Source organism: Sinomonas sp. P10A9 (genome assembly GCF_041022165.1).
GTDB lineage: Bacteria > Actinomycetota > Actinomycetes > Actinomycetales > Micrococcaceae > Sinomonas > Sinomonas puerhi.
In genome coordinates this window covers 2,728,717-2,741,041 of the sequence record NZ_CP163302.1, presented here as the reverse complement: position 1 = coordinate 2,741,041, position 12,325 = coordinate 2,728,717, and the positions used below count along the sequence as shown (strand labels likewise).

The following is a 12,325-nucleotide window of genomic DNA, read 5'->3' as shown; positions in this document are numbered from 1 at the left end:
AGCGCTCGCTGCCACTCGATGGATCGGCCGGAGGGAATCCGGGGCCCCCGGTTGAGGTGCGTCGCTCCCCACGACGCCGCAAGACGGTCTCCGCCTTCTGGGAAGGCTCCACCGCCGTCGTGGCGATCCCCGCCAGATTCTCCCGTGCCGAGGAGGAACACTGGGTTGAGCGCATGGTCGCACGCCTCCAACAGGACACGGCTCGCCGCGGCAGGCCCGCCACCGATGAGGCCCTCATGGGCCGCGCGGGGGAGCTGTCCCGGCAGTATCTGGGGGGCCGGGCCTCGCCGGTGTCCATCCGATGGGTGACAAACCAGCGCCGTCGCTGGGGATCGTGCACCCCGAGCCAGCGCACCATACGGATCTCGCACGAGCTCCGGCGCATGCCGGAGTGGGTCGTCGACTACGTGATTGTCCACGAGCTCGCCCACCTGCTCGTCTCGGGTCACGGGCCCGCGTTCTGGCGGCTCGTCGCGGCATACCCGCGGCTGGCGGAGGCCAAGGCGTTCCTCGCGGGCGTTGCGTTCGCCGGTTCTCATCACGGGCCGGGGCAGCCGGACGAAGACGGCGACGACTGGGGCCTTACCGACGACGAGGAACGCGCCTAGAATCTGGCCATGACTGAGCTACCAGCCAGCTACGCGAAGTACCTCCTCGGCCGCGACGAGCTGTTCGTGGACACCATCCGACCGATCCTTCTGCAGTCGGCCGCCGACAAGATGCAGGGAGTCCGGGTCGTGATCGATCCCCACGTGCTCCAGGCACATCTCGACGAGAAGATCCCGTACGGCGAGATCGTGGAGGACATCGACTGACGCCACCGAGCCCGACGGGCCGCCCCGACTCGTCGGGACGGCCCGTTCTCAGCTCTGGGTCCCGGCGGAATCAGGCCCGGGGCGCGCCCGGGGGAGTGCCGCCGTCGTCCGTCGTGTCCGGATCGTCCCCACCGTCTCCGGTGCCAGAGTCCGGGGCCGCCGGCTCGTCGAATCCGCCTGCGAGGAGCTTCTCGAGCGCTTCATCGACCTCGGAGTCCTGCGCCTCGGCCATCGACCGGCGGGTGGAGAATCCCCGCGGATCGTCGAGGTCCTCAGCGGTGGGAAGCAGGTCGGGGTGCTTCCAGATGGCGTCCCGGCCGGCAATCCCGCGTTCCTCCGTGAGCGATGCCCAGAGCGTGGCCGCATCGCGCAGGCGACGCGGGCGCAGTTCGAGCCCTACGAGGGAGGCGAAAGCGTGCTCGGCAGGACCGCCGGTGGCGCGGCGGCGTCGCACAGCCTCGCGGAGCGCTGCCGCGGAGGGCAGGACGCCGTCGGTCGCCGCTGCGGTGAGCTCGTCGACCCAGCCCTCGACCAGGGCCAGCGCGGTCTCGAGCTTCGTCAGCGCCGCGTCCTGCTGCGGGGTCCGCTGCGGCATGAAGACCCCGCCCTGGAGTGCTTCCTGGATGGACTCAGGGTTGCTCGGGTCTATCCCGTGGGCGAGCTCCTCGATCTTGGAGACGTCGATGTGGATGCCCCGGGCGTAGTCCTCGATGGCGCCGAGGAGGTGGCCGCGCAGCCACGGTACGTGCATGAAGAGGCGCGCGTGGGCGGCCTCCCGCACCGCGAGGTAGAGGCGCACGTCGCCCTCCGGCAGCCCGAGCCCCTCGCCGAACTTCGTGACATTGGCGGGGAGGAGGGCCATCTCGAGGTCGACGAGCGGCACCCCGATGTCGGAGGAGCTCACAACGTCGCCCGAGAGTGCGCCGATCGCGGCGCCGAGCTGCATGCCGAAGATCGTGCCGCCCATGTTGGTCAGCATCGAGGACGCGCCCCCGAGCATGCCCTTCATCTCTTCAGGCATCTGCTCGCTGAGGGCCGTCGAGAGGGCCGTCGCGATGCTGTTGGCCACCGGCTCGGTCAGGCGCCGCCATGTGCCCATCGTGGCTTCGATCCATTCGGCGCGGGACCAGCCGCGCCCGATGATCCCGGTGCTGGGGAACTCTGTGGCCTTGTCGAGCCAGAGTTCGGCGAGGCGCAGGGCCTCGTCCACTTCGCGGTTCTGGGTCGCCGAGACCGAGGGATCGGAGGTTGAGGCGGCGGTCCGGCGCGCGTGCTCGTGGGCCATCTGCCAGTTGACGGGGCCCTCTCCGGGCGCCGCAGACATCATGGCCTGCACCTGTTCGAACATCTGCCGCAGGACGTTCGGATCGCTCGGGAGGCCAGCGGCCTTGGCGATCTCGGTGGGATCGAATCCCTCGGCGCCCGCACCGCCCATGAGCTTGGCGAAGAGCTCGGACAGCGGATCCTCGGGCTCGCCGTCGTGGCCCGAAGGCTTCTCAGGTGTGGTCATCATGCCGCCGATCAGTGCCGCTTCTGCTAGGGACATCCTCACGGTACCGCGGGACAGTAGACGTGTCTTCGGTGCGTGGGGCGCTTTCGCTGTGGGCACAGCGCGCCCCCGCGCGCTATGGATGGATCGCCAGCAGCGCACCGTAGGCTGGGCACTGGTCCAGGCAAGAGGAAGGGGTGAGATCTGGGTGGTCAGCGGTCCCGTGGTCCCCGATGCCGGCAGCGATCCCACGGCTGCCCACGCCGGTGCGCAAGGCGGTGCGCGGGATGGCGCGGACGACGGCGCGGTCTCGCCTTCCGCTGATCCGCCGCACGACGTCGTGCGTCCCTCCGGATCGTCGGCCGGGCAGCGGAAGCGGCAGCAAGGCCGGTCCGGCGGCAGAGGATCCGCGGCCCTGATCTCCGGCCTCGCCGCCCTCATCCTCGGGGCGACAGTCGTGTCAGTTCCCGTGCCGTACATCATCGAGTCCCCGGGTCCCGCGTACAACACGCTCGGGCAGACCGGCGGGAAGGACGTCATCACCGTCACCGGCCATGACTCGTATCCTGCCGCCGGGGCCCTCGATCTCACGACGGTCTACGTCAACGGCGGCCCGAACAGCGACGTCGGGCTCCTGGAGCTCGCCCGCTCGTGGTTCGATCCCACCCGGGCAATCCTCCCGCAGCGGGTGGTGTACCCGCCGGGGACCACAAGCCAGCAGGTGTCCGACGAGAACGCTGCACTCATGCAGGACTCCGAGCAGACCGCCGTGGCAGCGGCGCTCGGCAACCTCGGCATCGCCTACGACCAGCAGCTCAACGTGGGCTCGATCCCGGACGGGTCGCCTTCGACCGGGAAGCTCCTCGTCGGTGACCGCCTCGTGAGCGTCGCCGGCACCAAGGTCACCTCACTCGCGACCGTGCAGCAGACGCTCGCGGCGGGCGGGGGAACTCCGGTGGACGTCGTCGTCGTGCGCGGCGGATCCCCGGAGACGGTGACCGTGACCCCGACGCAGAACCAGGGCAAATGGGTCCTCGGGGTGGACATCCGCTACACGTACAGCTTCCCGTTCTCGGTGAGCGTCTCGCTCGATCGGGTGGGGGGTCCCAGCGCGGGCATGATGTTCGCGCTCGGGATCGTTGACAAGCTGACGCCCGGGGACCTGACGGGGGGCAGGCAGATCGCAGGGACAGGGACGATCAGCCCTGACGGGACCGTGGGGGCCATCGGCGGCATAGCCCAGAAGCTGTATGGCGCGCGTTCTGCCGGGGCGACACTCTTCCTGGCCCCCGCCTCCAACTGCGATGAGGTTGTTGGACATCTGCCCGAGGGCCTCGACGTGGTCAAGGTGTCGACCCTCTCGGACGCGCGGGCCGCGGTCGAGGCCTACGCCCAGGGCAAGGACCCGGCGTCGATGCCGCAGTGCACGAAGGGCTGACGCTCGTCGATTCGATGCGGCCGGGTGGCCTGCCGCGGCCTTGGAAGGAACCGTCGCCGAATCGTTATCGCGGACCGCTCCGTGCGTGGGAACTGCCGCACCGCGCCACGCGTGCTTGACTTAGACCAATGCTGCTCCTGCGCAGAGCCTGAGCGGCACGAGCAGCCAAGCCCGAGCATCGAGGTACGCCGTGACATCCCGCCCCGAAGGCAGACCGACCGCACTACGACGCCGCCGAGGGGCACTGATCCCCACGCTCGTGATCGTCGCCGTGCTTGCGGTCGCGTTCGTGCTCTTCTCGCAGCTGTACACCGACATCCTCTGGTACCAGCAGTTGGGATACGTCGAGGTCTTCCTGCGGCAGAACCTCGTGCGGACGCTCGTGTTCCTCGTCGCAGCGATCGTGATGGGCGGTGCGATCTATGGGGTGATGCGCGCGGCGTACCGCGCGCGTCCCGTCTACGCGCCGGACCCCGCGAACCCGGACACCATGAGCCGGTACCAGGAACAGCTCGAGCCGATGCGCCGCATCGTCATGGCGGGCGTGCCGATCGTGTTCGGCCTCTTCGCCGGCGCCGCGGCCGCGAGCCAGTGGCAGAAGGCCGCGCTCTTCTTCAACCAGGAGTCGTTCGGGGTCACGGACCCCCAGTTCCACCTCGACATCAGCTTCTACACGATGACGCTGCCATTCCTCGGCACCGTGGTCGGCTTCCTCCTCGGCGTCGTCGTGATTGCCGGAATCGCAGGGCTCCTCACGCACTACCTCTACGGTTCGATCCGCATCAGCGAGAGCGGCATCTACATTGCCCGCGCTGCCCAGCTCCATCTGGCCATCGCCGGCGCGGCGCTGTTGCTCCTTATCGCCGTCAATTTCTGGCTGGACCGCTACAGCTCCGTGTTCAACTCGTCCGGACGCGTCTCGGGCGCCCTCTTCACGGACGTCAACGCGGTGATTCCGACGAAGGCGATCCTCGCGATCGCGGCGGCGATCGTCGCGGTCCTGTTCATCGTGGCGGCAGTGATCGGGCGGTGGCGGTTGCCGCTCATCGGGACCGCGATGCTCGTGATCACCGGCATCCTCGCCGGCGGCGTCTACCCGTGGGTGATCCAGCAGGTCCAGGTGCGCCCGTCCGAGCAGTCCGCCGAGGCGCCCTACATCGAGCGGAACATCGCCTCGACCCGCGCCGCGTACGGCCTGGACAGCGTCGCGGTCCAGGACTACAAGGCCACCACGGACGCAACCCAGGGTGCTCTCCGCCAGGATGCCCAGACCGCCGCAAGCATCCGACTCCTCGACCCGACGCTCGTCTCGCCGACCTTCCAGCAGCTCGAGCAGTACCGTGCCTACTACCAGTTCGCACCGTCCCTCAACGTGGACCGCTACAACGTCAACGGGAAGTCCCAGGACACGGTGATCGCGGTGCGCGAGCTCAACTCGCAGGGGCTCTCCCCGACCCAGCAGTCCTGGTACAACAACCACATCGTGTACACGCACGGGTACGGCGTCGTGGCCGCCTACGGCAATACGGCCACGGTGGACGGCAAGCCCGTCTTCATGGAGTCCGGAATCCCGTCCACTGGAGTTCTCGGCAATGACGACAGCTACCAGCCGCGGATCTACTTCGGCGAGTACTCGCCGGACTACTCGATCGTGGGTGGCCAGGGCGGTGGTCCGGCGCGCGAGCAGGACAAGCCGCAGGGCGGGACGGGGGAGACCCAATACACGTTCACGGGCAACGGCGGCCCCAACGTCGGCGGCTTCTTCAACAAGCTCATGTATGCCATGAAGTTCCAGAGCACGGACCTGCTGTTCTCGGACGGTGTGAACGCGAGCTCGCAGATCCTGTACGACCGCAATCCCCGTGATCGGGTCCAGAAGGTGGCTCCATACCTGACCATCGACGGCAATTCCTACCCGGCAGTGATCGATGGCCGCGTGAAGTGGATCGTGGACGGCTACACGACCACCCAGTACTACCCGTACTCGCAGCAACAGCAGCTCCAGCAGGTCACGGCAGATTCGCAGACTGCCGCGGGCCGGGCGGCACAGCTGCCCCAGGCCACGGTCAACTACATCCGCAACTCGGTGAAGGCCACTGTGGACGCCTACGACGGCTCGGTGACGCTGTACGCCTGGGATGGCCAGGACCCGATGCTCAAGGCGTGGCAGAAGGTCTTCCCTAGCACGATCAAGCCGATCTCGGACATGTCCGCAGGGCTCATGAGCCACGTCCGCTACCCCGAGGACCTCTTCAAGGTCCAGCGGGAGCTCCTCACCCGTTACCACGTGACAGATCCGAACAGCTTCTACCAGAACAACGATGTCTGGAGCGTGCCGAATGATCCGACCGTGAAGACCTCGGGCGTGAAGCAGCCCCCGTACTACATGACGCTCCAGATGCCGGACCAGAAGGCCCCGGCCTTCCAGCTCACCTCGAGCTTCATCCCGCAGACCGTCGAGGGCGGGGCCTCCAGGGAGGTCATGTACGGATATCTCGCGGCGGATTCAGATGCGGGCAACACGGCAGGGGTCAAGGGGGCGGAGTACGGCAAGCTGCGGCTGCTCAAACTGCCCACCGACACTCTGGTTCCCGGCCCTGGCCAGGTCCAGAACAAGTTCAACTCGGATCCGAGCGTCTCACAGGCGCTCAACCTCCTCCGCCAGGGCGCATCGGAGGTCCTCAATGGCAACCTGCTGACCCTCCCGGTTGGCGGGGGCCTGCTGTACGTCCAGCCGGTATACGTGAAGTCGACAGGCACCACCTCCTATCCGACGCTCCAACGCGTCCTCGTGGCCTTCGGGGACAAGATCGGCTTCGCCCCCACGCTGGACAAGGCCCTTGACGGACTGTTCGGCGGCAACTCAGGCGCGCAGGCGGGAGACTCGGGGAACAACGGCCAAGCCGGGCCCACGACGCCGAGCCCGACCCCGTCGGGCGGGCAGACCTCATCTGCTCAGTCCGACCTGCAGACAGCACTCCAGGATGCCAGCCAGGCCATCAAGGACGGTCAGGCGGCGCTGGCGTCGGGCAACTTCGCGGCCTACGGCGATGCGCAGCAGAAGCTCAGTGCGGCGGTGCAACGTGCTATGGACGCAGAGGCGAAGATTGCCGGGGCCGCCGGCGGGGCGGCGGGGACTGCCTCGGCGAGCCCGACTCCGACCCCGAGCAAGTAGGGCCACGCTCCCGCACGCTCCGCTGTGTGGGCCTGTGGCCGTTCACCTCGATTTGGCCCCGCGTTGTCCGGTTGCTAAGGTAGACAGTGCGCCGCGGGGTGGAGCAGTTCGGTAGCTCGCTGGGCTCATAACCCAGAGGTCGCAGGTTCAAATCCTGTCCCCGCAACCACAGCCGAAGACACGAGAGAGTCCGCCCGATGGGCGGACTCTCTCGTTGTTTCCGGCTATCCGCCGTACTCGCCGGCCCCGGGGTTTATCGCTGCCGGCGGAACGGATCAGAGCTTGTCGAAATCAGCCTCGTCGACGGCTGCCCCGGCCGACGCCGCACCAGCAGCACCCGAGCTGAGTGCTGCGGGGGAGGAGCCCTGCTTGAGGGCAGCCAGGCGCGCCTCGACCTCAGTCTGCTCGCCGAGGTCTTCGAGCTGGTTGAACTGGGAGTCGAGGCTCGACGCGGCGAGCTCCTGCTGCCCGCGGACTTTTGCCTCTTCGCGCCGGACCTTCTCCTCGAACCGCGAGACCTCGCTTGTCGGATCCATGATGTCGATGCTCTTGAGGGCGTCGTTGACCTGGGTCTGGGCCGCGGCCGTCTTGGCGCGCGCCACGAGCTCGTTGCGCTTCGAGGTGAGCTCGTTGAGCTTGCCCTTCATCTGGTCGAGGCCGGTCTTGAGGCGGTCGACGACGTCGCTCTGGGTTGCGATCGTCGGCTCCGCAACCTTGGCCTCGTTCTCCGAGGACATCTGGCGCTGGATGGCGACCTTCGCGAGGTTGTCGAACTTCTCAGCGTCGGAGGCGTTGCCGCCCGCGCGGAACTCATCGGCCTTGCGCGAGGCGGCGAGGGCTTTATTGCCCCAGTCCTGAGCTGCCTTGACGTCTTCGGCGTGGTCCTCCTCGAGCATACGGAGATTGCCGATGGTCTGCGCGATCGCGGACTCCGCCTCGGCGATGTTGTTCGTGTAGTCGCGGACCATCTGGTCCAGCATCTTCTGCGGGTCTTCCGCCTGGTCCAGCATGGAATTGATGTTCGCCTTCGCCAGCTGTGCGATGCGACCGAAGATGGACTGCTTTACCATGGTGCTCCCTCTCGTGATGGACATTCGTGCGAAAACAAGCCGTTCAATGCTTCCTTCATCGCGATCTCGCTCGTCATGGCGCCCTGCACGGCTAGAAGCTGCCGCCGTCGCCGCCGAATCCTCCGCCATCGCCGCCGAAGCCGCCTCCGTCGCCGCCCCAGCCTCCCCCGCCCCCACCGAAGCCTCCGCCGTCTCCCCAGCCTCCACCGTCGTGGTGGCCGCCGCGGAGGATCGAGTCGATGATGATTCCGCCGAGGATGGCCCCGCCGATGCCGCCCCCGTTCCGGCGGCCGCCGAACATGCCGCCCGCCCCGGGCCCCCCGCCCCAGCCGGAGAACTGGTCCACGTCCTGCTGCGCGATCTCCGAGGCCTGCGCCGCGAGGGATGCTGCCTGCTGGGCGTACGCGAGAGCCGTCACCGGGTCGCTGCCGGAGATTGACAGGGCGTAATCGAGATTGCGCTGCGCCTCGGCGAGCCGTGTCCGGGCCTCGGTGCCCACGCCGCCGCGCCGGGCCGCGATGTAGTCGCTCGTGGCGCTGATCTGGGCCTGCGCGCTCTGGATCGCCTGTTGGAGCGACGCCTGAGCACGCTGCGCCTGCTGCTGCCTGTCCCGAACGCCGGTGAGGGCTTCGTCGAGCTGGGTGTGCGCCGTCTCGACGCGCTGCAGCAGGCCGATCGGATCGACCCGTCCGGCTCCGAGCTCCTGCCTCACGGCTGCGAGCGCTGCCTCGGCCGCGGCCACCGGGCCGGCGAGTTCGGGATGCTGGCCCTCAACGGCGAGCGCCTTGGCCTGGGCAAGATCCCCCTGCGTATCGGCAAGCGCCGGATCGATGCGGCCCTGTGCGTCGTCGAGCGCCGAACCGGCCTTGTCGATCGCGTCGAGCAGGACGCGCGTCTGGTGGAGCGCCTCCTCGCTCGCGCGGACCGCGATCGCGGCGGGGCTCGTCTGACCTTCGGCGAGCTTCTGCTTCGCCGTCTCCGACGCGTTCGCCACGAACGCGAGGCGGTCCCTGGCCTGGGTGATGTTGTCCGTCACATGCTTGACTGCCGAGTCGGCGTACTTGGTCTGGAGCTGGGTGAGGGAACGCTGCGCGGCGGCGAGCTGGGCTTGGGCGTCTGCCGCTCCCTTGGTGACCTCGTCCAAGGCCTCGGGCGCCTTGCGCTCTAGCTCACGCAGCGCGTCGAAGTCGGCCTTCTGCTCGGCGAGCGAGGAGATCGCGGCCTCCGAGCGGCGGATGATGTCGCCGAGCCACTGGCGCTGCTGGGCCTCAGTGTTCGGTACGTGGTCGTCGAGCTGCTGCTGCAGCTTGAAGGATTCGCTCAAGTGGGCCTTGGCGTCGGTCAGGGCCTTCGTGAAGTTCCCCACGGCCTCGGTGCCGTAGGACGCCTCGGCGAACCCCAGTTCCTGCTCGCTCGAGCGGATGACGTCGTCCGCATGGACGAGGAGCCCGCTGGCCCGTTTGCGGAGCTCGTCCGTGCTCAGTGACGCGAGAGGGTCGAGTTGGTCCTGACCCGGGCCGACCTGCCCCTGAACCGGTCCACCCGCCATCTTCCGTCGCCGCGAGATGAGGTACGCCGCGCCAGCGCCAGCAACCACGACGCCTCCGCCCACGAGCCACGGCGTGGCATCGGCGCCGGACGAGACGTTTCCGCTCCCTCCGCCCGCGGCGTCCCCTACCGCCTTGGCCGTGTCGATGGCTGCCTGTGCATAGTCCTTCTTGCCGCCGGCCAAGTTCGGGGTGATGGCGTTCTGGGCGATGGCCGTCGTCTTCGAGTAGACCTTCGTGTTGAGCGTGTTGGCGACGAGCTGGTACTGCCCGGATGTCGCGACCGCGAGAAGCACGTCAGAGCCGCCCATGCCGGTGTTCGTAGCCACCGCGTGCGCCCAGGCGGCCCGGTCGCTCGGATTGGTGAACGAATCGACGATCACGACGTAGAGGTTCACGCGATGCTGGGACAGGAGGTCCGAGATGGCTTTCTGGACCTCGGCCTTGCGGGAACCGAGGGCGCTCTGGGGATCGACGATGTTGGTACCCGAAGGTACGGTGACGGGGTCGGCCGCCCACGCGGCCGACGTCGCGGGGAAGAGCACCAGGAAGGCTGCCGCCAAGGCAGCAAGCAGAGTCTTCGCCGTCGAACGCATGCGCTGTCCTTCGTTCAGCCCGGGGGCATCGGCCCCGGGTCGCGTGCACCCCCCAAGCGCGTTCCGCTGCTGGCAAGCGTGACACGTACCTTGATTCTAGGGGCGGCGTCACGGGTCCGCACGGACCGCGGATCCGCCCGGAGTGAAACTCTTACGCTTTCGGCGGACTCCCAGCAAGCTTCCAGAGAACAGATGCGCCCAGCACAGCTTGGGGGACCATAGTGGGAGGAGTTCAGGGAAAGGACACCAGAGATGAACGAGAGCGATTCCCGTCCGGCAGACGCCAGTGCGGGAGCCCCCGATACCAACGAGCCTGGGCGAACAGTCCAGTCTCCGACCGTTTCGCCGGCCCAGTCCGGTGGAGCCCAGTCCGATGCAGCACCGTCCGGTGCGGCCCAGCACGATGCGGCCCAGCTCGGTGGAGCCCAGTCCGGCGAGCAGGCACGGACTGCGTCGCAGCCGCAGGCTGCTTCGCCGAAGCCGCAGCCTGCCTCCCAGCCCACGCAGCCGATCCCGGGCTACGGCCAGTCCGCGCCTGCCGAGCCGCAGGCAGCCCCGCAGTATGGCCAGCGGACGCCACAGTACGGCCAGCAGGCCCCGCATCAGGGCCCGGGCCCCCAGCCGGGACAGCCTGGATATGGTCAGCCGCAGTACGGCCATCAGACCCAGCCGCAGTCGCCGCAGTATGGCCAGCCGCAGTACGGCCAGCACGCATCGCAGGGGCAGCCCCCGTACGGGGCGCCGCAGTACGGCCAGCAGGCTCCGCAGCAGGGAAGCTCGTTCTTCCGCCCGGAAACCCAGAACAACGGCGCTCAGCGCACCGGCCAGAAGGGCCGCTGGGGTACCGGTGTGCTCATCGGCGGCATGCTCGTGGCTGGCCTCGTGGGTGGCGGCGTCGTGGCCGGGACCTCGGGCCTGTGGGCCCCGCGGGTCTCGAGCGCCTCGACGCAGGCACAGAACCCGTCACCGGTCATCGTCAACAACCAGGACAGCGTCAACGCCGTCACGGCTGCCGCCGCGAAGGCGTCCCCGAGCGTCGTCACGATCGGCGTCACGTCGGGCAGCTCCGCGGGCACCGGCTCGGGAGTCGTGCTCGATGACCAGGGCCACATCCTCACCAACACCCATGTGGTCACGCTCGACGGCCAGGTCGCCAACCCGACGATCGAGGTCCGCGCGAACAACGGCGCGGTCTACAAGGGCACCGTTGTGGGCACCGACCCGCTCAGCGACCTCGCGGTCGTGAAGGTCGACGGCGCGAACCTGACCCCGATCACGTTCGGCGATTCGGGCAAGATCAACGTCGGGGACGCCGCGATCGCGATCGGTGCCCCGCTGGGCCTCGAGAACACCGTCACGGACGGCATCGTCTCGACGCTCAACCGCACGATCTCGGTCGCATCCTCGGCCGCACCGCAGGGCGGCGACAGCTCGCAGGGCAACGGCGGCGGGCAGGGCTTCCAGTTCGCTCCTCCGGGGCAGGGCAACACCCAGCGCCAGACGGCGCAGAGCACGGTGAGCCTCAACGTCCTCCAGACTGACGCCCCGATCAACCCGGGAAACTCGGGCGGCGCACTCGTGAACAGCCAGGGCCAGCTGATCGGCATCAACGTGGCGATCGCCTCGACGGGCCAGAGCTCCTCGAGCTCGTCGTCTTCGGGTAATATCGGCGTCGGCTTCAGCATCCCTGCGACCTATGCCCACCGCATCGCGGACGAGATCATCGCCACCGGCAAGGCCACCCACGGCCAGCTCGGCGTGTCGGTGCAGGACTACAGCGCGAACGGTTCGGGCTCGTCCTTCTCGACCGGCGCACAGGTGGCCTCGGTGACCTCGGGTTCAGCTGCTGACAAGGCCGGAATCAAGCAGGGCGACGTCGTCACCCAGTTTGCCGGACTCACGATCACCGATGCTTCTGAGCTGACGGCGGCGGTCCACCAGCAGGCGCCCGGCAGCACGGTCAAGGCCACCATTCAGCGCAACGGCCAGTCGAAGGACGTCGACGTCACGGTCGGCACTGCGCAGTAGGACAGCCGAGACAGCGCAGCAGAGCGCCCACGTTCGCCTTCCTTCCCGAACCACGTACGACGGCGCGTTCCGGCACCCAGCCGGGGCGCGCCGTCGTGCGTGTGCGCGCCCTGGCGGCGCCCAACGTGAAGCCATGCGTCGGACAACGAAAGATCTGGGCGGCAGGG

8 protein-coding genes and 1 tRNA gene are annotated in these 12,325 nt (G+C 68.4%); 6 read left to right on the top strand and 3 right to left on the bottom strand.

What is annotated here, in order from left to right:
* Nucleotides 1-8: 8 nt before the first annotated feature.
* On the top strand, nt 9-608 hold the full coding sequence (locus AB5L97_RS12455; RefSeq protein WP_369047432.1) for a M48 family metallopeptidase: 600 nt from the start codon (nt 9-11) through the stop codon (nt 606-608).
* Nucleotides 609-617: 9 nt separating this feature from the next.
* The gene (locus AB5L97_RS12450) at nt 618-815 is read left to right on the top strand and encodes a hypothetical protein (protein WP_369044904.1); all 198 of its coding nucleotides are present in this window, start codon (nt 618-620) and stop codon (nt 813-815) included.
* 70 nt (nt 816-885) lie between these two features.
* On the opposite strand, the gene AB5L97_RS12445 is transcribed toward AB5L97_RS12450, so the two are convergent.
* Nucleotides 886-2,328 carry a zinc-dependent metalloprotease gene (locus AB5L97_RS12445; protein WP_369047431.1) on the bottom strand — a complete coding sequence of 481 codons (1,443 nt, stop codon included), beginning with the start codon at nt 2,326-2,328 and terminating at the stop codon, nt 886-888.
* Nucleotides 2,329-2,512: 184 nt separating this feature from the next.
* Between AB5L97_RS12445 and AB5L97_RS12440 the strand changes: the two genes are divergently transcribed.
* The 3 genes from AB5L97_RS12440 (at nt 2,513) to AB5L97_RS12430 (ending at nt 7,086) form a co-directional block, all read left to right on the top strand.
* Entirely contained in the window at nt 2,513-3,742 is a 1,230-nt protein-coding gene (locus AB5L97_RS12440) for a YlbL family protein (RefSeq protein ID WP_369044903.1), read from the top strand.
* A 190-nt stretch (nt 3,743-3,932) separates the two neighbouring features.
* Nucleotides 3,933-6,917 carry a UPF0182 family protein gene (locus AB5L97_RS12435; protein ID WP_307957905.1) on the top strand — a complete coding sequence of 995 codons (2,985 nt, stop codon included), beginning with the start codon at nt 3,933-3,935 and terminating at the stop codon, nt 6,915-6,917.
* 92 nt (nt 6,918-7,009) lie between these two features.
* Nucleotides 7,010-7,086: transfer RNA gene (locus AB5L97_RS12430), tRNA-Met, on the top strand.
* Nucleotides 7,087-7,192: 106 nt separating this feature from the next.
* Here AB5L97_RS12430 and AB5L97_RS12425 read toward each other — a convergent pair.
* Nucleotides 7,193-7,987, bottom strand: coding sequence for a PspA/IM30 family protein (locus AB5L97_RS12425; RefSeq protein ID WP_307957904.1), 795 nt, complete (start codon nt 7,985-7,987; stop codon nt 7,193-7,195).
* A gap of 91 nt (nt 7,988-8,078) precedes the next feature.
* Nucleotides 8,079-10,130, bottom strand: a complete 2,052-nt coding sequence (locus AB5L97_RS12420; protein ID WP_307957903.1) for a TPM domain-containing protein — start codon at nt 10,128-10,130, stop codon at nt 8,079-8,081.
* Nucleotides 10,131-10,382: 252 nt separating this feature from the next.
* On the opposite strand from AB5L97_RS12420, the gene AB5L97_RS12415 reads away from it, so the two are divergent.
* On the top strand, nt 10,383-12,158 hold the full coding sequence (locus tag AB5L97_RS12415) for a trypsin-like peptidase domain-containing protein (RefSeq protein ID WP_369044902.1): 1,776 nt from the start codon (nt 10,383-10,385) through the stop codon (nt 12,156-12,158).
* Nucleotides 12,159-12,325 lie beyond the last annotated feature (167 nt).